Source organism: Streptomyces aurantiogriseus (assembly GCF_014649375.1).
In the GTDB taxonomy this organism is placed as follows: Bacteria; Actinomycetota; Actinomycetes; order Streptomycetales; family Streptomycetaceae; genus Streptomyces; species Streptomyces aurantiogriseus.
In genome coordinates this window covers 138,142-159,020 of the sequence record NZ_BMSX01000004.1, presented here as the reverse complement: position 1 = coordinate 159,020, position 20,879 = coordinate 138,142, and the positions used below count along the sequence as shown (strand labels likewise).

Sequence of the window (20,879 nt, the reverse complement as noted above, 5' to 3'; positions counted from 1 at the left end):
GGCCTCCTCGCCCTCGACCGTCACCGTGAATGGCCGGCGTTCGCTGTCGAACCAGATCGCCGGCCGTCCCCTCGCCGAAGCCGCGCAAGACAGCCCGTGACGGTCGGCAGGCCCCTCGACGCCATCGAACCGTGCTCGCGCGGCGAAACTCCGTTGTCCGGGCAGGGGCCGCCGCCTACCGTGCCGATCATGCTGCCCCCCGTGGAAACCGACGAACAGTGGGACGCGATCGTCCCCGACGAGACGATCATGCGCCCCGGCGCGGAGGCCCTCGCCGCCCGCCTCGGTCTCGCCGGCGTCCCCCTCACCCGCTTCCCGGACGGCTCGCAGCCCGTCTACGCCGTCGGTGACGACCACGTGCTGAAGCTGTTCCCGGGCGCCGCGGCCGAGGACGGCATCGCCGAGGGCCGCGTCCTCTCCCACCTCCAGGGCAGGCTGCCGATCCGCACCCCCGACGTCCACGCCTTCGGCCCGTACGACAACGGCTGGCAGTACGTCCTCATGTCCCGTCTCCCCGGCGAGAACCTCGCGAAGACCTGGGGCGGTGTCCCGCGCGCCGACCGCGAACGCCTTGTCACCGAGATCGGCGAGGCCCTCGCCGTTCTCCATGCCCTCGACCCCAGCCCCCTCCAGGACGTCCTCGGTCCCGGCGACTGGGGAGCCTTCCTGGACCGGCAGCGTGCGGGAGCCGTGGAGCGGCAGCGCGAGCGTGGCCTTGCGGCCGCCTGGGTGGAGCAGATCCCCGGCTTCCTCGCCTCGGTCCCGCTGCCCCGCACCCCGCAGCCCGGCCCCTCCCTCCTGCACACGGAGGTCATGCAGCAGCACTTCCTTCTCGACCCCGCCACCCACCGCCTCACCGGCCTCTTCGACTTCGAGCCCGCCATGATCGGCGACCGCGCCTACGACTTCGTCGGTGTCGGCCTCTTCGTCACCCGCGGCGACCCCAAACTGCTCGCCCGCCTCTGCGCCGCGTACGGCCACACCTTCGACCCGGACACCCTCCTCGCGTACACGCTGCTGCACGTGTACAGCAACCTTCCCTGGTACCTGCGCGAGCTGGGCACGCCCCTCGAGGGCACCCTCCCCGCCCTCGCCCGGGCCTGGTTCGGCACCGCCTGACGTCAGCCCTGCCGAACCAGGCCCACGGACAGCCGTACAGGTGTCATTCCGGCCGCTTCTCCTCCACCGCCTCCGGCGGCACCGGCGGCACCGGCGGCGTCGGATGGGCCGCGGGCCGCAGCTTCAGCCACACCAGGAAGAAGATCCCCAGCAGCAGCATGCCCAGGCCCGTCCACAGGTTGATGTTGATCCCCTGGGCCTTGGCGATATCCGCGTCGCTGTCGGTCAGGCCGGTGATGGTGACGATGACGCCGTAGACGACGAACAGGCCGCCGATGATGCGGCGCAGGTCGAAGATGCGGGCCGCGGTCGCGGACTTCTCCTCGAGTTCGGTGACTTCCCGCTGGACGTCGGCCTCGGAGAAACCCGCGTGCCGCAGCCGCTCGGCTGCCGCCGCGCGCTCGTCGGGTTCGAATTGCTCGGACATGGTCTTTCCATCCTCCCGCGATCGGCGTCGGCGGGCTCAGAACGAGAACGGGATGTAGCAGGCGGCGGCCAGGATCACCGCGCCCCAGCCCAGCAGGGCCGGCTTGCGGTACCAGGCCTCGTCGCCCGGCGCGGGCGGCTCGGCCATGCCGGGGGAGACGGTGCCGTAGACCAGGCCCTGGAGCTCCTCCGCCGGCTTCGGAGCGGTGAAGAGCGACACCGCGACCATCACCACCGCGCCCGCCACGAAGCCCGCGATCGCCGACACGAAGTTGGCGCCCTGGTCGGTGGGGATGCCGATGACGTCCTGCTTGTAGAGGACGAAGTAGTTGACCATCGCGGCCGTGGTGCCCGCCAGGAGGCCCCAGAAGCCGGACTTCATCGACGCCCGCTTCCAGAACATGCCGACGATGAAGACGACGAACATCGGCACGTTGAAGAAGGAGAACAGAGTCTGCAGGTAGGCCATGATGTTCGAGAACGACGAGGCCAGGAACGCCGTGCCGATCGACGCCAGCACGCCGATCGCGGTGATCAGCCGGCCGAAGCGGACGTAGTACGCGTCCTCCCGTCCGAGCACCACGTACTTCGCCCAGATGTCGTTGGTGAACACCGTGTTGAAGGACGACACGTTCGCCGCCATGCCCGCCATGAACGCCGCCAGCAGACCCGTCACCGCGATGCCCAGCACGCCGTTGGGCAGCAGCTGTTCCATCAGGTACGGGATCGCGTCGTTGTACTGCAGGTCGGAGTCCGCGGTGCCGATCTGCGGGACCAGGACCGCCGCCACCAGGCCCGGGATCATCACGAGGAAGACGATGAAGATCTTCGGGAACGCGGCGATCAGCGGCGTGCGCTGGGCCGCCGAGAGGTTCCGCGCGGACAGGGCGCGCTGGACCTCCGCGAAGTTCGTCGTCCAGTAGCCGAAGGACAGCACGAAGCCGAGGCCCAGCACGATCGTCAGCCAGTTCGCGCCCAGCGGATTGTCGCTGCCGATGCCCGTGCCGCCCCACGCCGTCACGAAGTCGTCGCCGCGGGCCTTCGTCAGCGAGTCCGTCAGGCCGTCCCAGCCGCCGACCCGCTTCAGTCCCAGCACCGACAGCGGGATCAGGGCCGCCAGGATCACGAAGAACTGGAGCACCTCGTTGTAGATCGCGGAGGACAGACCGCCCAGCGTGATGTACGCCAGGACGAAGAAGCCCGCGACCACGATCGCCACCCACTGCGGCCAGCCCAGCAGCGCCTCGACGACGATGGCGAGCGCGTACAGGTTCACGCCGGAGATCAGGATGGCGGCGAAGGCGAACAGCAGGGAACTGAGCAGGTGGGCTCCCCGGTCGAAGCGCAGCAGCAGGAACTCGGGGACCGAGCGGACCTTGGAGCCGTAGTAGAACGGCATCATCACCAGGCCCAGGAACACCATCGCCGGGATGGCTCCGATCCAGTACCAGTGGACGGTGTACGCGCCGTACTGCGCGCTGTTGGCGGCCATGCCGAGGATCTCCGTCGCCGCCAGGTTGGCGGAGATGAAGGCGAGGCCGGTGATCCACGCGGGCAGGGAGCGGCCGGAGAGGAAGAAGTCGAGGCTGGTCTTCACCGAGCGGCGGGCGGCGAAGCCGATGCCCAGGACGACGACGAAGTAGATCCCGAGGATCGTGTAGTCGAGCCAGTTGGTGGGGAGCCGTAGCTCCGCAGCCAGGGGCTCTGCCGCGAAATACGTGGGGGTTCGCATGCACTGCTCACTTCGCTTGGGGTTCTCTGTTTGGTTGTGGTGGTGACTCTCGTGGGGGGTTATGGTTTTATGTGTTCGGTTCTGTTTGAAGCTTTGTTGATATTGCTCGGTGCACGGATGGAGAGTCGCGGTGAAGAAGACCTCGACCCGCTTGGCCGACGGTCGTGAGCTCATCTACTACGACCTGCGGGACGACTCGGTGCGCGACGCGGTGGACCGCCGTCCGCTGGAGCGCACCGTCACCACTTCGGAGGTACGCCGGGACCCGCTCCTCGGCGACTCCATCGCCGTCGCCTCGCACCGGCAGGGGCGCACCTACCACCCGCCGGCCGACGAGTGCCCCCTGTGCCCGTCCCAGGGCGACCGGCTGAGCGAGATCCCGGACTCGTCGTACGACGTCGTCGTCTTCGAGAACCGTTTCCCCTCCCTCGCCGGCGACTCCGGGCGCTGCGAGGTGGTCTGCTTCACCTCCGACCACAACGCCTCCTTCGCCGGCCTCACCGAGGAGCAGGCACGCCTGGTGCTCGACGCGTGGACGGACCGGACGTCCGAACTGTCGCATCTGCCCTCCGTGGAACAGGTGTTCTGCTTCGAGAACCGCGGCGCCGAGATCGGTGTGACCCTGGGTCACCCGCACGGGCAGATCTACGCCTACCCGTTCACCACTCCGCGCACCGCCCTGATGCTGCGTTCACTCGCCGCACACAAGGACGCCACCGGCGGGGAGAACCTCTTCGACGCCGTCCTCGAGCGCGAACTCGCCGAGGAGCGGGTCGTCCTGGAGGGTGAACACTGGGTCGCGTTCGTGCCGTACGCGGCGCACTGGCCGTACGAGGTGCACCTGTACCCCAAGCGCCGCGTCCCCGACCTGCTCGGCCTCGACGAGGCGGCGCGCACAGAGTTCCCCAAGGTCTATCTGGAACTCTTGAGGCGCTTCGACCGGATTTTCGGGGAGAGTGAGCCGCCGACGCCGTACATCGCGGCCTGGCACCAGGCGCCGTTCGGGCAGTTGGAGGAGTTCGAGGGCGTCAACCGCGACGACTTCGCGCTCCACCTCGAGCTTTTCACCATCCGCCGCACGTCCGGCAAGCTGAAGTTCCTCGCGGGTTCCGAGTCCGGCATGAGCGTGTTCATCAACGACGTGCCGCCGGAGCGCGCGGCCGAGCGACTGCGAGAGGTAGCGAGTTCATGAGCGGCAAGTATCTGGTCACGGGCGGCGCGGGGTACGTCGGCAGCGTGGTCGCCCAGCACCTGCTGGAGGCGGGACACGAGGTCGTCGTCCTCGACAACCTCTCCACCGGATTCCGCGAGGGCGTCCCGGCGGGCGCCGCGTTCGTCGAGGGCGACATCCGGGACGCCGCCAAGTGGCTCGACCCCTCCTTCGACGCCGTCCTCCACTTCGCCGCGTTCTCGCAGGTCGGCGAGTCGGTGGTGAAGCCGGAGAAGTACTGGGACAACAACGTCGGCGGCACCATGGCCCTGCTCGGCGCCATGCGCGAGGCGGGCGTGCGCAAGCTGGTCTTCTCGTCGACGGCCGCCACCTACGGCGAGCCCGTCAACACCCCGATCACCGAGACCGACCCCACCGCGCCGACCTCCCCCTACGGAGCGTCCAAGCTCGCCGTCGACCACATGATCACCGGCGAGGCCACCGCCCACGGACTCGGCGCGGTCTCCCTGCGCTACTTCAACGTGGCCGGTGCCTACGGCGCGTACGGCGAGCGCCACGACCCCGAGTCGCACCTCATCCCGCTCGTCCTCCAGGTCGCGCAGGGCAGGCGGGACGCGATCTCCGTCTTCGGCGACGACTACCCGACGCCGGACGGCACCTGCATCCGCGACTACATCCACGTCGCGGACCTGGCCGAGGCCCACCTGCTGGCCGTCGAGGCGGCGACCCCCGGCGAGCACCTCATCTGCAACCTCGGCAACGGCAACGGCTTCTCCGTCCGCGAGGTCGTCGAGACCGTCCGCAAGGTCACCGGCCACCCGATCCCCGAGGTCGTGGCCCCCCGCCGCGGCGGCGACCCGGCGGTCCTGGTCGCCTCGGCGGCCACCGCCCGGGAGCGCCTGGGCTGGAACCCGTCCCGCGCGGACCTCGCCGGTATCGTCGCGGACGCGTGGGAGTTCACGCAGAAGATCGCAAGGGAGCAGTAGTGGGCGCAGAGCAGGTGCGGGACGGCTTCGTCGAGCTGTACGGGGCCGAGCCCGAGGGCGTCTGGTCGGCGCCCGGCCGCGTCAACCTCATCGGGGAGCACACCGACTACAACGACGGCTTCGTGATGCCCTTCGCGCTGCCGCACACCGCCACCGCCGCGGTCGCGCGCCGCGAGGACGGCGTCCTGCGTCTGCACTCGGCGGACGTCGAGGGCGGCGTCGTCGAGCTGCGGCCGGCCGACCTCACCCCGCAGACGGACGGGAACTGGACGGCGTACCCGGCCGGCGTGGTCTGGGCGCTGCGCGAGGCCGGCCACCCGGTCGCCGGCGCCGACATCCACCTCACCTCGACGGTCCCGTCGGGCGGGGGCCTGTCCTCCTCGGCGGCCCTGGAGGTCGTCGTCGCGCTGGCGCTCAACGACCTGTACGACCTCGGCCTGCAGCGCTGGCAGCTCGCCCGCCTGTGTCAGCGCGCCGAGAACGTCTACGTCGGCGCCCCCACCGGGATCATGGACCAGACCGCGTCCGCCTGCTGCGAGGCCGGCCACGCCCTGTTCCTCGACACCCGCGACCTCTCCCAGAAGCAGATCCCCTTCGACCTGGCCGCCTTGGGGCTGCGCCTGCTCGTCGTCGACACCCAGGTCAAGCACGCCCACAGCAACGGCGAGTACGGCAAGCGCCGCGCCGGCTGCGAGAAGGGCGCGGCCCTGCTGGGCGTCGACGCCCTGCGGGACGTCCCGTACACCGAGCTGGACGCGGCACTCGCCCGGCTCGGCGACGAGGAGGAGGTCCGCCGGCTGGTCCGTCACGTGGTGACGGAGGACGAGCGCGTGGAACGCGTGGTCGCCCTGCTGGAGTCGGGCGACACCCGCGCCATCGGCCCGGTCCTCACCGAGGGCCACGCCTCCCTGCGCGACGACTTCCGTGTCTCCTGTCCCGAGCTGGACCTCGTCGTGGACACCGCCCTCGCCTCGGGGGCCCTCGGCGCCCGGATGACCGGCGGCGGATTCGGCGGCTCGGCGATCGTCCTCGCGGAGGCCGCCGACGTCGACACCATCACCAAGGCGGTCGAAGAGGCCTTCGCCGCGGCCGGCTTGACGGCCCCGCGCGTGTTCGAGGCGGTGCCCTCGGCGGGGGCCCGACGGGTGAGCTGAGCTCTTCGGCAGCCTCCTCAGCCCCGTACGCCTGTGCGGGGCTGACGGTTTTTTCGGGGGCGGGGGCGGGACGGTGAGGGGCGACGCGATACGCGCGCGCTCCGACGGGCGCGGCCGCCTCGAGCTGCTGCCGCGCTCCGCCCGCCCCCCCCCGCTCACCCCAGCCGCTTCGTCAACGTGAACTCCGTGACCCCCGGCGGATAGTCCTCGATCACGCACACCACCTCGTACCCCCGCTTCCTGTAGAAGTCCGGCGCCTGGAAGTCCCAGGTCTCCAGCCGCACCCGCCGGCAGCCCCGTTCCTGCCGCGCGACGCGTTCCGCCTCCGTGAGCAGGCGGGTGCCGAGGCCGGTGCCGCGGTGGCGTTCGTCGACCCAGAGGTAGGTGACGTGCAGCCAGGTGGTCCAGGTGTGGCCGACGAGGCCGCCGGCCAGGTCGCCGGTGCCGTCCGACGCCCAGACGTGCAGCGGGGTTTCGCGTTCGGCGGGTGTTCCGCGCAGGGCACGCAGGATGGGGGAGGCCGCCGTGTTGGTGTCGAGGAGCCGCGAGCGGAGAAGATCACGCCGGGTCCTGTCGACTTCTGTCTCAAGACGAAACATGCGGCACACCATAAACGCGCCGGACGGCCAGTTCTGCAAATTGCCTTCCCCTCCCCGCCCACAGCCCTACCCTGTGAACAGCACCGGTGGGGGCCGGTGCTGATCAGGGGGCGAGACAGTCGGGTACGGCGCCCGAGGTGGGGGTAGCGGTTTCTGCACGGCGGCGGCCGTGTGGGCGGACCCCCTCCGGGCGTCGTACCCGCGCCGGTCGTCGTTCTCCGGACCTGGGGTATCCCCTGCTCCGTGAAGGAGCCTGGGGAAGGGGGTTTCGTGGTTCGCATCCGAGTCCTGGTCGTCGACGACCACCGTATCTTCGCCGAGTCGCTCGCCGCCGCACTGGCCGCCGAGCCCGACGTCGACGTCTCCGCCGCCGGCAGCGGCCCGGCGGCCCTGCGCAGCCTGGAGCGCGCGGCCGCCGAGGGACGCCGGTACGACGTGCTGCTCGTCGACGCCGATCTGGGCGGCCGCCTGCCGGGCGTACGGCCCGCGGTGCCCGTGCAGGAGGTGGGCGAGGACGGGCTCGTCGACGGGATCTCCCTCGTCGCCGGGGTCCGCAGCGCGCAGCCGCACGTCCGGGTCGTCGTCCTCGCCGAGAAGGACGACCCGCGCCGCGCGGCCCTCGCCCTGCAGGCCGGGGCATCCGGCTGGGTGGCGAAGGACTGCTCGCTGTCGCGGCTGCTCACCGTCATCCGCGGGGTGCTGCGCGAGGAGACGCATCTGCCGCCCGCCCTGCTCACGGGCGTGCTGCGGGAACTGACGGCCGCGCGCAAGCACCGCACCGAGAGCGAGCGGCTCGTGGAGTCCCTCACGCCCCGCGAGCGGGAGGTGCTGCGCTGCATGGTCGCGGGGCTGGGGCGCAAAGCCGTCGCCGAGCGCCTGTTCCTCTCCCCGCACACCGTCCGCACCCACATGCAGAACGTGCTGGGCAAGCTGGGCGTGCACTCCACGCTGGCCGCGGTCGCCCTCGCGCGCCGCGCGGGCGTCGGGCCGGCCGACCTAGCCGGGGATGTTGTCGAACGGGGCGGTCAGCTGGCGTAGCAGTCCGGCCAGTTCGCCGCGCTGGGCGTGGGACAGCTCGGCCAGGATCGCCCGCTCCTGGTCGAGCAGGCCGGCCAGCGCCTGGTCGGCGCGGTCCTTGCCGTCGTCCGTGAGCCGCACCAGCACACCGCGCCGGTCGCTCGGATCGGGCAGCCGCTCCACCAGGCCCTTCTTCGCGAGCCGGTCGATCCGGTTCGTCATCGTGCCCGACGTGACCAGCGTCTGCGTCAGCAACTGCCCCGGCGACAGCTGGTACGGCGCCCCCGCGCGCCGGAGCGCGGTCAGGACGTCGAACTCCCAGGGCTCCAGCTGATGCTCGGAGAACGCCAGCCGGCGTGCCCGGTCCAGATGCCGGGCCAGTCTGCTCACCCGGCTGAGCACTTCCAGCGGCTCCACGTCGAGGTCCGGGCGCTCCCGGCGCCATGCTGCGACCAGCCGATCGACCTCGTCCTCCATGACGATCAGTGTAGTGGTTGTGTCGACATGAAGTCTCTTGATGTCGAGTCTCTTGACGTCAAGCTAAATTCGCTGGGAGGCTGGACCCGCCGGAACCGTCACGACGAGGAGGCCCACCCATGCCCGCCCCCACCTGGGACCCCGCGCAGTACCTGCGTCACGCCGGCCACCGAGCCCGCCCCTTCACCGACCTCCTCGCCCGCGTCCCCGACCTGCCCACCGAACCGCCCGCAGGGCCACCCCGCATCGCCGACCTCGGCTGCGGCCCCGGCAACGTCACCACCGTCCTCGCCGACCGCTGGCCCACCGCCCGCATCACCGGCTACGACAACTCCGAGCAGATGCTCGCCGAAGCGCAGGCGCACGCCGGCGCGCGCCTCGACTTCGCGTACGCCGACCTCACCACCTGGACGCCGACGGAGACGTACGACCTGATCGTGTCGAACGCCGCTCTCCACTGGGTCCCCGGCCACCTGGACGCCTTCCCCGCCTGGCTCGACGGCCTCGCCCCCGGCGGCACCTTCGCCTTCCAGGTCCCCGACAACGTCCACGCTCCCCTGCACGCCCTCCTGCGCGACCTCGGCAACACACCCCGCTGGAAGGACCGCCTCGCCCCCGTCCTGCGCCACGAGGACTCCGTCCACGCCCCCGGCGTCTACCTCGACCACCTCGCCCGCCTCGCTTGCGACACGGACGTCTGGACGACGACGTACCACCACGTCCTGGAGGGCGAGGACCCCGTCCTCGACTGGACCAAGGGCACCGCCCTGCGCCCCGTCCTCACCGCCCTCGCCGACGACCCCGAGGCCCGCGACGCCTTCGTCACCGAGTACCGCGACCTCCTCCGGGAGGCCTACCCGTCCCACGCCTACGGCACGGTCCTGCCGTTCCGCCGGCTGTTCGTGGTGGCCCGGAAGGAGGCGTGAGGTGATCACCGCTGTCGACCACGTCCAGCTCGCCGCCCCACCCGGCTCCGAGGACCTCCTGCGCCCCTTCTACGCCGACGCCCTCGGCATGACCGAGATCCCCAAGCCGCCCCTGCTCGCGGCCCGGGGAGGCTGCTGGTTCCAGGCGGGGAACGTCCAGCTCCACCTCGGCATCGAGAAGGACTTCCGGCCGTCGCCGAAGGCCCACCCGGGACTCCGCGTCAGCGGTATCGAGGCGTACGCCGCCCGGCTGGAGGCCCACGGCGTGCGGGTGGTCCGGGACGGCGACCTCCCCGGCCACCAGCGCTTCCATGCCTGGGACCCCGTCGGCAACCGGCTGGAGTTCCTGGAGCCCTGGCCGGAGTTTGAGCGGCGCGGGCAGGGTTACCCGCTGTAGCGACACCGTAGTCGGACCTGACTGGAAGTGATCGACGGTGGCGCGAGAGCAGAAGGCCAAGGCGAAGAAGGAACAGGCCAAGGGCAAGGCCAAGGAAGTCGTCGGGCGCACCGCGGGCGACGCGAGGGCGGAGGCCAAGGGCCGCGCCGGGCAGTCCAAGGGCGACGCACGCCAGGCCAAGGAGAAGATGAAGGACATCTTCAAGCACTGACGAAGCACGCACGAAGCACAGACGAAGCACGGACAGGAACGCGAAGAGGCCCCCGGCCGGAACCCGGACGGGGGCCCACGCACGCGGTCAGCTCTTGCGGTGGCCGATCAGCCGCGGCTTCTGCTCCAGGCCGTCCAGACCGTGCCACGCCAGGTTCACCAGATGCGCCGCCACCTCCGCCTTCTTCGGGCGGCGCACGTCCAGCCACCACTGGCCGGTCAGGGCGACCATGCCGACCAGGGCCTGGGCGTACAGGGGAGCCAGCTTCGGGTCGAAGCCGCGGCTCTTGAACTCGCGGCCGAGGATGTCCTCCACCTGGGTGGCGATGTCGGAGATCAGAGAGGCGAAGGAACCCGTCGACTGGGGGATCGGGGAGTCGCGGACCAGGATGCGGAAACCGTCCGTGTACTCCTCGATGTAGTCGAGGAGGGCGAAGGCCGCCTGCTCGCACAGCTCCCGGGGGTGGCCGGCGGTGAGAGAGCTGGTCACCATGTCCAGCAGACGGCGCATCTCACGGTCCACCACCACCGCGTACAGCCCCTCCTTGCCGCCGAAGTGCTCGTACACCACCGGCTTGGACACCCCGGCCTTCGCCGCGATCTCCTCCACCGACGTGCCCTCGAACCCCTTGGCCGCGAAGAGGGTACGACCGATCTCCAGCAGCTGCTGGCGGCGCTCGGCACCGGTCATCCGGGTGCGACGCGTCCGCCGCGGCTTCTCATTGCTCGGGGTACTGCTGGAGTCGGTCGCCACGGCGTCCATCATGCCGCGTCAGCGGTCACCTTCCGGCGCCGGGAGCCGTCCCCACCGGTGTTCCGGCGCGAATCGATACGTGAGCGTGACGGCCAGCGCACGTCGTACGCCCAGCCGAGCTTCTCGAACCAGCGGATGAGGCGCGCGGAGGAGTCCAGCTGCCCGCGCTCCACACCGTGCCGCGCCGACGTCGGGTCGGCGTGGTGCAGGTTGTGCCAGGACTCTCCGCAGGACAGGACCGCCAGCCACCACACGTTCCCGGAACGGTCCCGCGACTTGAACGGGCGCTTGCCCACCGCGTGACAGATCGAGTTGATCGACCACGTCACGTGGTGCAGCAGGGCGACCCGCACCAGCGAACCCCAGAAGAACCCGGTGAACGCACCCCACCAGGACATCGTCACCAGACCGCCGATCAGCGCCGGCAGCGCCAGCGACACCACCGTCCACAGCACGAACTGCCGGGAGATCGCCCGGATCGCCGGGTCCTTGATCAGATCCGGCGCGTACTTGTCCTGCGGCGTCTGCTCCTCGTCGAACATCCAGCCGATGTGTGCCCACCACAGGCCCTTCATCAGCGCCGGGACCGTCTCCCCGAACCGCCACGGCGAATGCGGGTCGCCCTCCGCGTCGGAGAACTTGTGGTGCTTGCGATGGTCGGCCACCCAGCGCACCAGCGGGCCCTCCACCGCCAGCGACCCCATGATCGCCAGTGCGATCCGCAGAGGCCGCCTGGCCTTGAACGAGCCGTGCGTGAAGTAGCGGTGGAAGCCGATCGTGATGCCGTGGCATCCGAGGAAGTAGAAGAAGACCAGCAATCCCAGATCCAGCCAGCTCACCCCCCAGCCCCACGCCAGCGGCACCGCCGCGAGCAGCGCCAGGAACGGCACGGTGATGAAGAGCAGCAGCGTGATCTGCTCGATCGAACGCTTCTGTTCGCCACCCAGGGTGGCGGAGGGCGTGGAGGAGTCGTCGGGCGCCTTCGAAGGGTCTTCGATCACGTCGGAGCTTGTGGTCATGCGCGTCCCCTGGGGGGTCGTGGATTCGAGACAGAAGCCGGGCCGGCAACCGCGGAGAGTTTTTCCTACGGTTCCGTAACCTACGGCATCGTAAGTATGGCAGTGCGCAGCCCGGGCGGCACGAGCCCGGAAGCCAGCGCGTCCGCACGGACACCTATCCTTGGAGACGGTCGGACAGCGCGGTCCGCTCTGATTCATTCCCGGATGTTCTGGCCCGTATGCGGCGCCCGCCGCGGGGCCCGACTTGACGGGTTCCCCTCCCGGACGAGCTTCAACACTGCAAGGAGCCGCACCTGTGAGCAGTGCCGACGACCAGACGACGACCAGCACCGAGCTGCGCGCCGACATCCGCCGACTGGGCGACCTCCTCGGTGAGACCCTCGTCCGGCAGGAGGGCCCCGAGCTCCTCGACCTGGTCGAGAAGGTCCGCCGCCTCACCCGCGAGGACGGTGAGGCCGCCGCCGAACTGCTGCGCGGCACCGAACTGGAGACCGCGGCCAAGCTGGTCCGCGCCTTCTCCACCTACTTCCACCTGGCCAACGTCACCGAGCAGGTCCACCGCGGCCGCGAACTGCGCGCCAGGCGCGCCGCCGAGGGCGGCCTCCTCGCCCGCACCGCCGACCGCCTCAAGGACGCCGACCCCGACCACGTCCGCGAGACCGTCCGCAACCTCAACGTCCGCCCCGTGTTCACGGCCCACCCCACCGAGGCCGCGCGCCGGTCGGTACTGAACAAGCTCCGGCGCGTCGCCGCGCTCCTGGAGACCCCCGTCATCGAGGCCGACCGCCGCCGCCACGACACCCGGCTGGCCGAGAACATCGACCTCGTCTGGCAGACCGACGAACTGCGCGTCGTCCGCCCCGAACCGGCCGACGAGGCCCGCAACGCCATCTACTACCTCGACGAGCTGCACGCGGGCGCCGTCGGCGACGTCCTGGAGGACCTCACCGCCGAACTGGAACGCGTCGGCGTCACCGTCCCGGAGGACAGCCGTCCGCTGACCTTCGGCACCTGGATCGGCGGCGACCGCGACGGCAACCCCAACGTGACCCCCCAGGTCACCTGGGACGTCCTGATCCTCCAGCACGAGCACGGCATCAACGACGCCCTGGAGATGATCGACGAGCTGCGCGGCTTCCTCTCCAACTCCATCAGGTACACCGGAGCCACGGAGGAACTCCTGGAGTCCCTGAAGACCGACCTGGAGCGGCTGCCCGAGATCAGCCCCCGCTACAAGCGCCTCAACGCCGAGGAGCCCTACCGCCTCAAGGCCACCTGCATCCGGCAGAAGCTGGAGAACACCAAGCAGCGCCTCGCCAAGGGCACCCCGCACGAACCCGGCCGCGACTACCTCGGCACCAGCGAACTCCTGCGCGACCTCACCCTCATCCAGACCTCCCTGCGCGAGCACCGCGGCGGCCTCTTCGCCGACGGCCGCATGAACCGCACCATCCGCACCCTGTCCGCCTTCGGCCTCCAGCTCGCCACCATGGACGTCCGCGAACACGCCGACGCCCACCACCACGCCCTCGGCCAGCTCTTCGACCGTCTCGGCGAGGAGTCCTGGCGCTACGCCGACATGCCCCGCGAGTACCGCACGAAGCTCCTCGCGAAGGAACTGCGGTCCAGAAGGCCCCTCGCGCCCACCCCGGCGCCCGTCGACGCGGCCGGCGAGAAGACCCTCGGCGTCTTCCTCACCGTCAAGCGGGCCCTGGAGGTCTTCGGACCCGAGGTCATCGAGTCGTACATCATCTCCATGTGCCAGGGCGCCGACGACGTCTTCGCCGCCGCCGTCCTCGCCCGCGAGGCCGGCCTGATCGACCTGCACGCCGGCTGGGCGAAGATCGGCATCGTGCCGCTGCTGGAGACCACCGACGAGCTCAAGGCCGCCGACACCATCCTCGAGGACATGCTCGCCGACCCCTCCTACCGACGCCTCGTCGCCCTGCGCGGCGACGTCCAGGAGGTCATGCTCGGCTACTCCGACTCCTCGAAGTTCGGCGGCATCACCACCTCGCAGTGGGAGATCCACCGCGCCCAGCGCCGCCTGCGCGACGTCGCCCACCGCTACGGCGTCCGCCTGCGCCTCTTCCACGGCCGCGGCGGCACCGTCGGCCGCGGCGGCGGCCCCTCCCACGACGCGATCCTCGCCCAGCCCTGGGGCACCCTCGAAGGCGAGATCAAGGTCACCGAACAGGGCGAGGTCATCTCCGACAAGTACCTCATCCCCTCCCTGGCCCGCGAGAACCTGGAACTGACGGTCGCCGCCACCCTGCAGGCCTCCGCCCTGCACACCGCGCCCCGCCAGTCCGACGAGGCCCTCGCCCGCTGGGACGCCGCCATGGACGTCGTCTCGGACGCCGCCCACGCCGCCTACCGCAGGCTCGTCGAGGACCCCGACCTCCCGGCGTACTTCTTCGCCTCCACCCCCGTCGACCAGCTCGCCGACCTCCACCTCGGCTCGCGCCCCTCCCGGCGCCCCGACTCCGGCGCCGGCCTCGACGGACTGCGCGCCATCCCCTGGGTGTTCGGCTGGACCCAGTCCCGGCAGATCGTCCCCGGCTGGTTCGGCGTCGGCTCCGGCCTGAAGGCCCTGCGCGAGGCCGGCCTCGACACCGTCCTCGACGAGATGCACGAGCAGTGGCACTTCTTCCGCAACTTCGTCTCCAACGTCGAGATGACCCTCGCCAAGACCGACCTGCGGATCGCCCGCCACTACGTCGACACCCTCGTCCCCGACGACCTCAAGCACGTCTTCGAGACCATCGAGGCCGAGCACGCCCTCACCGTCGCCGAGGTCCTCAAGATCACCGGTGAGCGCGAACTGCTCGACGCCACCCCCGTCCTCAAGCAGACCTTCACCATCCGCGACGCCTACCTCGACCCCATCTCCTACCTCCAGGTCACCCTGCTCAAGCGCCAGCGCGACGCCGCAGCCGCCGGCGAGGAACCCGACCCCCTCCTCTCCCGCGCCCTGCTCCTCACCGTCAACGGCGTGGCAGCGGGCCTGCGCAACACCGGCTGACCGCCGCTCACACACGAAGGTGCCCCCGAGCCCGTACCGGCTCGGGGGCACCTTCGTCCATGCATCAGCCCTGACGTGCGCCGTTGCGACGGCGGAACGCCAGGAAACCGCCCGCGGCGACCAGCACGGCCGCGACCGCGGACAGGGCACCGACCGGGGCGCCGCTGCCCGTCTCGGCGAGGTCACCGCCGCCGGCCTGCGCCGACGAGGACGCGGCCGGGGCGGCGGCACCGCTGCCGGTGGGCGACGCGGTCGGCTCCGTGGTCGTGCCCGTCGACGGAGACGTGCTCGTGCTCGAGGACGGGGACGTGCTCGTGCTCGACGACGGGGACGTGCTCGTGCTCGACGACGGCTCGGGGCTGGTGCTCGACGACGGTGACGCCGAGCCGCTCGGCGTGCCCCCGGTCACCGGGCAGGTGTGCGAGAGGTTGAACAGCTCCAGCTCACCGCCGCGCACCTCGGCGACCGCCGACGTCAGCTTCGCCCCCGGGAGCGACCACACGTAGGCGTGCTTGTCGGACGGCGGGCCGAAGTCCGTCACCACCTGCTGACCGCCCGGCTCGAAGGTCACCGTCAGCTTCACGAAATCCGACGACTTCCCCGGCAGCACGAAATGCCAGCCGTCCTGGCCGTCGGGGACACCGGGGCACTCGTCCCGCGACTCCTGCGGCGCACCCCCGTCATCGGTGGTCGCGGTCCGCGGCAGCTGCTGCCGCAGCTGCACGGTGTACGTGTCGTCACCCGTGGCGTGGGCGGCGGGGGCCAACAGGAAAACAGCCGAGGACGCGGCGACGAAAACGCCGGCGCGAGTGAGGGTACGCATGGGGCAATCCATCTTCGAGTGACGAAAGGGGAAGATGTGGAGGGGGCGGTTCAGCATCCGGCCCGCGCTGACCTCAGGTCAAGCACGAAGAGGCAACGAACCCCCGTTCCACACCCGGAGAACGGCGCCGCCCTCAGATCGTCACGAAAACAGCCGTCAGCAACGCCACCCCGGACCCCGCCAGCACCCACCCGACCCGCGTCCGCCCCAGCCCGCCGGCCACCACCACCGACGCCAGCAGCAGCGCCCCGCCCATCGGCACCCACGAGTACAGCACCCCGGCGGGACCGGACCGCACCACCTCGTCGCTGTCCGGCTTCACCACCACCGTGTACGTCTGCCCCGCGCGCACCGCCACCGTCTTCTCGATCACCACACGCGCGCGTGCCGTCGAACCCGCCGACAACGGCGTGTACGGCCCCGTGCACGCATCCGCACCGCACCGGGTCACCTTGATCGTGCCCTGTTCGTGGCCCTTCGTCAGCATCACGTGCTGCGCGGTCCCCCACGACCCCCACACCCCCGCGATCAGGATGAGCAGGGCGACCACACCCATCGCCGCAAGCCGGCCGAAGCGCAGCGCGGTGACCGAGGTCCGGCGGGAGGACCCCCGGCGGGAGGCCCCCTGACGGGAGCGCCGACGGGAGGGGGCGGCTGTGGCAGGCATGGCGGGGATCATTGGCCATGCCTGAACGAACCGTCAACCTCGGTGGGGGACAAGTGGCGAGTTGTCCGTACCTTTCTCCGGCCGACCGCCCGGTCCCACGAGTCGGCCCGGCCTCACGATTCGGTCCGGCCTCGGGAGTCGGTCCGGCCTCAGGAGTTGTACGTGCTCTGCGCCCGCTCCAGCCCGTCGATCACCAGGCACTCCACCGCGTCCGCCGCCCGGTCGACGAAGTAGTCCAGTTCCTTGCGCTCCGCCGACGAGAAATCCTTCAGCACGAAGTCCGCGACCTGCATCCGCCCCGGCGGCCGCCCGATCCCGAACCGCACCCGGTGGTAGTCCGCACCGAACGCCTTCGTCATCGACTTCAACCCGTTGTGCCCGTTGTCCCCGCCACCCAGCTTGAGCCGCAGCACCCCGTAGTCGATGTCGAGCTCGTCATGCACGGCGACGATGTGGGCGGCCGGCACCTTGTAGAAGTCCCGCAGCGCGTTCACCGGGCCACCCGACAGGTTCATGTACGACATCGGCTTCGCCAGGATCACCCGCCGGTTCCCCGGCCCCGGCGGACCGATCCGCCCCTCGACGACCTGCGCCTGCGCCTTGCTCGCCCGCTTGAACCTCCCCCCGATCCGCTCGGCCAGCAGATCGGCCACCATGAACCCCACGTTGTGCCGGTTCATGGCGTAGTCGGGGCCCGGATTGCCGAGGCCCACGATCAGCCACGGGGCACTTGGGTCGGTCGTCACGTCCATGTCTCCTTGATACGCGCCAGCCGCTGTCCCCGGCGGGAACAGCGGCTGACGAACAAACGACGACGGTGAGGATCAGGCCTCGGCAGCGGCCTCTTCGCCCTCGGCGGCCTCGCCCGGGGCCTCCTCGGCCTGCGCGGCCAGGACCTGCAGAACGACCGCGTCCTCGTCGACGGCCAGCTTGGTGCCGTTCGGCAGCGTGATGTCCTTGGCGAGGACGGAGGCACCGGCCGCCAGGCCCTCGACGGACACCGTGACGGACTCGGGGATGTGGGTGGCCTCGGCCTCGACCGGCAGCGCGTTCAGAACGTGCTCCAGCAGGTTGCCACCCGCGGCCAGCTCACCCTCGGTGTGGACGGGGATCTCGACCGTGACCGTCTCGCCACGCTTGACCAGCTGCAGGTCGACGTGCTCCAGGAAGCCCTTCAGCGGGTCACGCTGCACGGCCTTCGGAATCGCCAGCTCGTTCGTCTTGCCGTCGATGTCCAGCGAGATCAGAACGTTCGGCGTACGCAGCGCCAGCAGCAGGTCGTGACCGGGCAGCGTCAGGTGCAGCGGCTGGGAGCCGTGACCGTACAGAACACCCGGGACCTTGTTGTCGCGGCGGATACGACGCGCGGCACCCTTGCCGAACTCGGTGCGCGTCTCGGCGGCGAGCTTCACCTCGGACATATGGATCACTCCTCGTAGGAATCGGAACGGACGTGGTCACCCGGCCACGAACGGCCTGCTACGAAGAGCGCGTCGATAACGGACCGCCGTACACACGCGTACGGCCTCCCTCGCCGAGCAACTGCAGCAGTCTACTCGGCGCGGGAGGCCGCAGAAAAATCGACCTTGAGCATCCCCGGGCGCGCGCGATCACACGCCCGGTCAGCGGCTCACTGCTCGTCGAACAGGCTCGTCACCGAACCGTCCTCGAACACCTCACGCACCGCACTCGCGATCGTCGGCGCGATGGACAGAACCGTGATCTTGTCCAGCTCCAACTCACCCGGCGTCGGCAGGGTGTTGGTGAAGACGAACTCACTGACCTTCGAGTTCTTGAGGCGGTCCGCCGCCGGACCCGACAGCACACCGTGCGTCGCCGTCACGATCACGTCCTCCGCGCCGTGCGCGAACAACGCGTCCGCCGCGGCGCAGATCGTGCCACCCGTGTCGATCATGTCGTCGACCAGGACACACACCCGGCCCCTGACCTCACCCACGACCTCGTGCACCGTCACCTGGTTCGCCACGTCCTTGTCGCGCCGCTTGTGCACGATGGCGAGAGGGGCGCCCAGGCGGTCGCACCAGCGGTCGGCGACCCGGACACGGCCGGCGTCCGGGGACACCACGGTCAGCTTCGAACTGTCCACCTTGCTGCCCACATAGTCCGCCAGCAGCGGCAACGCGAACAGATGGTCCACCGGTCCGTCGAAGAAACCCTGGATCTGGTCCGTGTGCAGATCGACCGTGAGGATCCGGTCCGCACCCGCCGTCTTCATCAGGTCCGCGATCAGACGCGCCGAGATCGGCTCACGCCCACGGTGCTTCTTGTCCTGCCGCGCATAACCGTAGAACGGCACGATGACGGTGATCGAACGCGCCGAAGCACGCTTCAACGCGTCGATCATGATCAACTGCTCCATGATCCACTTGTTGATCGGAGCCGTGTGGCTCTGGATCAGGAAACAGTCCGCACCACGCGCCGACTCCTGATAACGGACGTAGATCTCACCGTTGGCGAAGTCGAAGGCCTTCGTCGGGACGACCCCGACACCCAGCTGGTGGGCGACCTCCTCGGCAAGCTCGGGGTGGGCGCGGCCGGAGAAGAACATCAACTTCTTCTCGCCGGTCGTCTTGATCCCGGTCACAGCACTGTCTCCTCAGAGGTGTCTCAGCTGGGTGTCGAGCGACCTCGGCTGGGCATGAGAGGTCGTCTCAGCTGGTGGGTGCGGGTGTGCACTTATCACGGTACGCCGTGTTTGGCGCACTCGTTTCCGGTCAGTCTTCGCTCCCGCCCGGCCGGGACGCCGCCTCAGCCGCCTTCGCCGCCGCACTGCCCGGACGCTTACGAGCCACCCAACCCTCGATATTCCGCTGCTGACCACGGGCCACGGCCAGCGAACCGGGCGGCACATCCTTCGTGATCACGGACCCCGCGGCGGTGTACGCGCCGTCCCCGACCGTGACAGGAGCCACAAACATATTGTCCGACCCCGTACGGCAGTGCGAGCCCACCGTGGTGTGGTGCTTGTCCTGCCCGTCATAGTTCACGAACACGCTCGCGGCACCGATGTTCGTGTACTCACCGATGGTCGCGTCACCGACGTAGGAGAGATGCGGCACCTTCGTGCCCTCCCCGATGGAGGCGTTCTTCGTCTCCACGTACGTACCGATCTTGCCCTTCGCGCCGAGGCGCGTGCCCGGCCGCAGGTAGGCGAACGGACCGACCGTCGCGTCCGGACCGATCTGCGCGCTCTCCGAGACGGTGTTGTCCACCCGGGCGCCCGCCCCGACCGAGGTGTTCTTCAGCCGGCTGTTCGGACCGACCTCGGCACGCTCACCGACATGGGTCGACCCGTGGAGCTGCGTCCCCGGGTGGATCACGGCGTCCTGCCCGAACGTGACCGTCACATCCACCCACGTGCTGGCCGGGTCGACGACGGTCACACCGGCCAGCATCGCGGCGGTGAGAAGCCGGTCGTTGAGGGTCCGACGCGCCTCGGCCAGCTGAACCCGGTTGTTGATCCCGGCGATCTCACGGTGATCGACGGCGACAGAAGCACCGACACGATGACCGGCCTCACGCAGAATCCCGAGCACGTCCGTCAGGTACTCCTCGCCCTGACTGTTGTCCGTGCGCACCTGCTTCAGCGCGTCCGCGAGCAGCTGCCCGTCGAAGGCGAAGACACCGGAGTTGATCTCCCGGATCGCCCGCTGCGCCTCGGTCGCGTCCTTGTGCTCGACGATCGCGGTGACGGCACCGGAGGCCGGGTCCCGCACGATCCGGCCGTACCCGGTCGCGTCCGGCACCTCGGCGGTCAGGACCGTCACGGCATTGCCGTCGGAGTGGTGGGTCGCGGCGAGCTGAGCGAGGGTCGCACCGGTGAGGAGGGGCGTGTCTCCGCAGACGACGACGACCGTCCCGTCGACGCTCCCGCCGAGCTCCTCCAGCCCCATCCGGACGGCATGCCCGGTGCCGTTCTGCTCCGCCTGCACGGCGGTGCGCACGTCCGGGTCGATCTCGGTCAGATGCGCGGTGACCTTCTCCCGCGCGTGCCCGACCACGACGACCAGGTTCTCGGGGTTCAGCTCACGGGCGGAGGCCAGCACATGACCCACGAGGCTGCGACCACAGATCTCGTGCAGGACCTTCGGTGTGGCCGACTTCATACGGGTGCCCTCACCCGCTGCGAGAACGACGACGGCTGCCGGGCGAATGGCGCTCACGGAGTTGCCCTTCGGCTGTGTAGGGGTGGGGACATCCGAAGGATACCGGGGCGTTTCTTGGGGGACATGGGAGTGGGCCCTGACCTGTGTAGGTCAGGACCCGAACCCGCAGCTCCGCCAGCTGGATTCGAACCAGCACTACAGGGCTTCAAAGGCCCGCGGGCTACCAGTTACCCCATGGCGGATCGCTGCG

21 protein-coding genes and 1 tRNA gene are annotated in these 20,879 nt (G+C 70.2%); 9 read left to right on the top strand and 13 right to left on the bottom strand.

Going from position 1 to position 20,879, the window contains the following annotated elements:
• The first annotated feature begins 189 nt into the window (after positions 1 to 189).
• Positions 190 to 1,119, top strand: coding sequence for an aminoglycoside phosphotransferase family protein (locus tag IE263_RS10190; protein ID WP_189934608.1), 930 nt, complete (start codon positions 190 to 192; stop codon positions 1,117 to 1,119).
• Positions 1,120 to 1,162: 43 nt separating this feature from the next.
• On the opposite strand, the gene IE263_RS10185 is transcribed toward IE263_RS10190, so the two are convergent.
• Positions 1,163 to 1,546 (bottom strand): hypothetical protein, encoded by a 384-nt coding sequence (locus IE263_RS10185; RefSeq protein WP_189934606.1) that lies wholly within the window; start codon positions 1,544 to 1,546, stop codon positions 1,163 to 1,165.
• A 36-nt stretch (positions 1,547 to 1,582) separates the two neighbouring features.
• On the bottom strand, positions 1,583 to 3,277 hold the full coding sequence (locus IE263_RS10180) for a sodium:solute symporter family protein (RefSeq protein ID WP_189934604.1): 1,695 nt from the start codon (positions 3,275 to 3,277) through the stop codon (positions 1,583 to 1,585).
• Positions 3,278 to 3,407: 130 nt separating this feature from the next.
• Between IE263_RS10180 and galT the strand changes: the two genes are divergently transcribed.
• The 3 genes from galT to galK are packed head-to-tail and all read left to right on the top strand — an operon-like array spanning position 3,408 to position 6,588.
• The gene (galT, locus tag IE263_RS10175) at positions 3,408 to 4,469 is read left to right on the top strand and encodes a galactose-1-phosphate uridylyltransferase (protein WP_189934602.1); all 1,062 of its coding nucleotides are present in this window, start codon (positions 3,408 to 3,410) and stop codon (positions 4,467 to 4,469) included.
• Complete coding sequence (gene galE, locus IE263_RS10170; protein ID WP_189934600.1) at positions 4,466 to 5,434, top strand: UDP-glucose 4-epimerase GalE; 969 nt, start codon at positions 4,466 to 4,468, stop codon at positions 5,432 to 5,434. Before galT ends, galE begins: the two co-directional genes overlap by 4 nt.
• Positions 5,434 to 6,588 (top strand): galactokinase, encoded by a 1,155-nt coding sequence (gene galK / locus IE263_RS10165; protein WP_189934598.1) that lies wholly within the window; start codon positions 5,434 to 5,436, stop codon positions 6,586 to 6,588. Before galE ends, galK begins: the two co-directional genes overlap by 1 nt.
• Before the next feature lie 155 nt (positions 6,589 to 6,743).
• Here the strand turns inward: galK and IE263_RS10160 are convergent, their stop codons facing one another.
• Positions 6,744 to 7,199, bottom strand: coding sequence for a GNAT family N-acetyltransferase (locus IE263_RS10160; RefSeq protein WP_189935326.1), 456 nt, complete (start codon positions 7,197 to 7,199; stop codon positions 6,744 to 6,746).
• Positions 7,200 to 7,457: 258 nt separating this feature from the next.
• On the opposite strand from IE263_RS10160, the gene IE263_RS10155 reads away from it, so the two are divergent.
• Positions 7,458 to 8,225 (top strand): LuxR C-terminal-related transcriptional regulator, encoded by a 768-nt coding sequence (locus IE263_RS10155; protein ID WP_189934596.1) that lies wholly within the window; start codon positions 7,458 to 7,460, stop codon positions 8,223 to 8,225.
• On the opposite strand, the gene IE263_RS10150 is transcribed toward IE263_RS10155, so the two are convergent.
• A complete protein-coding gene (locus tag IE263_RS10150) occupies positions 8,184 to 8,681 on the bottom strand; it encodes a MarR family winged helix-turn-helix transcriptional regulator (protein WP_057600602.1) in 498 nt (165 codons plus the stop codon). The genes IE263_RS10155 and IE263_RS10150 overlap by 42 nt on opposite strands.
• A 119-nt stretch (positions 8,682 to 8,800) precedes the next feature.
• On the opposite strand from IE263_RS10150, the gene IE263_RS10145 reads away from it, so the two are divergent.
• The 3 genes from IE263_RS10145 to IE263_RS10135 are packed head-to-tail and all read left to right on the top strand — an operon-like array spanning position 8,801 to position 10,215.
• The gene (locus IE263_RS10145) at positions 8,801 to 9,607 is read left to right on the top strand and encodes a trans-aconitate 2-methyltransferase (protein WP_189934594.1); all 807 of its coding nucleotides are present in this window, start codon (positions 8,801 to 8,803) and stop codon (positions 9,605 to 9,607) included.
• A gap of 1 nt (position 9,608) precedes the next feature.
• The gene (locus tag IE263_RS10140) at positions 9,609 to 10,004 is read left to right on the top strand and encodes a VOC family protein (RefSeq protein ID WP_189934592.1); all 396 of its coding nucleotides are present in this window, start codon (positions 9,609 to 9,611) and stop codon (positions 10,002 to 10,004) included.
• Between the two features lie 37 nt (positions 10,005 to 10,041).
• Positions 10,042 to 10,215: a CsbD family protein gene (locus IE263_RS10135; RefSeq protein WP_189934590.1), complete on the top strand. Its 174-nt coding sequence runs from the start codon at positions 10,042 to 10,044 to the stop codon at positions 10,213 to 10,215.
• Positions 10,216 to 10,302: 87 nt separating this feature from the next.
• On the opposite strand, the gene IE263_RS10130 is transcribed toward IE263_RS10135, so the two are convergent.
• Positions 10,303 to 10,980 (bottom strand): TetR/AcrR family transcriptional regulator, encoded by a 678-nt coding sequence (locus IE263_RS10130; RefSeq protein ID WP_189934589.1) that lies wholly within the window; start codon positions 10,978 to 10,980, stop codon positions 10,303 to 10,305.
• Positions 10,977 to 11,987 (bottom strand): acyl-CoA desaturase, encoded by a 1,011-nt coding sequence (locus tag IE263_RS10125; protein ID WP_189934587.1) that lies wholly within the window; start codon positions 11,985 to 11,987, stop codon positions 10,977 to 10,979. Before IE263_RS10125 ends, IE263_RS10130 begins: the two co-directional genes overlap by 4 nt.
• A 295-nt stretch (positions 11,988 to 12,282) precedes the next feature.
• Here IE263_RS10125 and ppc point away from each other — a divergent pair, with 295 nt between their 5' ends.
• Positions 12,283 to 15,012, top strand: coding sequence for a phosphoenolpyruvate carboxylase (gene ppc / locus IE263_RS10120; protein ID WP_189934584.1), 2,730 nt, complete (start codon positions 12,283 to 12,285; stop codon positions 15,010 to 15,012).
• 64 nt (positions 15,013 to 15,076) lie between these two features.
• On the opposite strand, the gene IE263_RS10115 is transcribed toward ppc, so the two are convergent.
• From IE263_RS10115 to IE263_RS10085, 7 genes are all read right to left on the bottom strand, one after another.
• Positions 15,077 to 15,835, bottom strand: a complete 759-nt coding sequence (locus tag IE263_RS10115; protein ID WP_229910883.1) for an LPXTG cell wall anchor domain-containing protein — start codon at positions 15,833 to 15,835, stop codon at positions 15,077 to 15,079.
• A gap of 133 nt (positions 15,836 to 15,968) precedes the next feature.
• Positions 15,969 to 16,514 carry a hypothetical protein gene (locus IE263_RS10110; protein WP_373311932.1) on the bottom strand — a complete coding sequence of 182 codons (546 nt, stop codon included), beginning with the start codon at positions 16,512 to 16,514 and terminating at the stop codon, positions 15,969 to 15,971.
• 137 nt (positions 16,515 to 16,651) lie between these two features.
• Positions 16,652 to 17,254 (bottom strand): aminoacyl-tRNA hydrolase, encoded by a 603-nt coding sequence (gene pth, locus IE263_RS10105; protein ID WP_189934578.1) that lies wholly within the window; start codon positions 17,252 to 17,254, stop codon positions 16,652 to 16,654.
• 72 nt (positions 17,255 to 17,326) lie between these two features.
• Positions 17,327 to 17,923 carry a 50S ribosomal protein L25/general stress protein Ctc gene (locus IE263_RS10100; protein WP_189934576.1) on the bottom strand — a complete coding sequence of 199 codons (597 nt, stop codon included), beginning with the start codon at positions 17,921 to 17,923 and terminating at the stop codon, positions 17,327 to 17,329.
• A gap of 209 nt (positions 17,924 to 18,132) precedes the next feature.
• Positions 18,133 to 19,107: a ribose-phosphate diphosphokinase gene (locus tag IE263_RS10095; protein WP_189934574.1), complete on the bottom strand. Its 975-nt coding sequence runs from the start codon at positions 19,105 to 19,107 to the stop codon at positions 18,133 to 18,135.
• Positions 19,108 to 19,237: 130 nt separating this feature from the next.
• Positions 19,238 to 20,686 (bottom strand): bifunctional UDP-N-acetylglucosamine diphosphorylase/glucosamine-1-phosphate N-acetyltransferase GlmU, encoded by a 1,449-nt coding sequence (gene glmU, locus IE263_RS10090; protein WP_189934572.1) that lies wholly within the window; start codon positions 20,684 to 20,686, stop codon positions 19,238 to 19,240.
• A 112-nt stretch (positions 20,687 to 20,798) separates the two neighbouring features.
• A tRNA-Gln gene (locus IE263_RS10085) sits at positions 20,799 to 20,871 on the bottom strand.
• Positions 20,872 to 20,879: the final 8 nt, after the last annotated feature.

Coding starts and splice junctions, on each gene's coding strand:
- IE263_RS10145 (WP_189934594.1), top strand. CDS start 8,801: ATGCCCGCCCCCACCTGGGACCCCGCGCAGTACCTGCGTCACGCCGGC.
- IE263_RS10115 (WP_229910883.1), bottom strand. CDS start 15,835: ATGCGTACCCTCACTCGCGCCGGCGTTTTCGTCGCCGCGTCCTCGGCT.
- IE263_RS10185 (WP_189934606.1), bottom strand. CDS start 1,546: ATGTCCGAGCAATTCGAACCCGACGAGCGCGCGGCGGCAGCCGAGCGG.
- IE263_RS10190 (WP_189934608.1), top strand. CDS start 190: ATGCTGCCCCCCGTGGAAACCGACGAACAGTGGGACGCGATCGTCCCC.
- IE263_RS10130 (WP_189934589.1), bottom strand. CDS start 10,980: ATGATGGACGCCGTGGCGACCGACTCCAGCAGTACCCCGAGCAATGAG.
- IE263_RS10100 (WP_189934576.1), bottom strand. CDS start 17,923: ATGTCCGAGGTGAAGCTCGCCGCCGAGACGCGCACCGAGTTCGGCAAG.
- IE263_RS10160 (WP_189935326.1), bottom strand. CDS start 7,199: ATGGTGTGCCGCATGTTTCGTCTTGAGACAGAAGTCGACAGGACCCGG.
- pth (WP_189934578.1), bottom strand. CDS start 17,254: ATGGACGTGACGACCGACCCAAGTGCCCCGTGGCTGATCGTGGGCCTC.
- IE263_RS10110 (WP_373311932.1), bottom strand. CDS start 16,514: ATGATCCCCGCCATGCCTGCCACAGCCGCCCCCTCCCGTCGGCGCTCC.
- IE263_RS10125 (WP_189934587.1), bottom strand. CDS start 11,987: ATGACCACAAGCTCCGACGTGATCGAAGACCCTTCGAAGGCGCCCGAC.
- IE263_RS10180 (WP_189934604.1), bottom strand. CDS start 3,277: ATGCGAACCCCCACGTATTTCGCGGCAGAGCCCCTGGCTGCGGAGCTA.
- galE (WP_189934600.1), top strand. CDS start 4,466: ATGAGCGGCAAGTATCTGGTCACGGGCGGCGCGGGGTACGTCGGCAGC.
- IE263_RS10150 (WP_057600602.1), bottom strand. CDS start 8,681: ATGGAGGACGAGGTCGATCGGCTGGTCGCAGCATGGCGCCGGGAGCGC.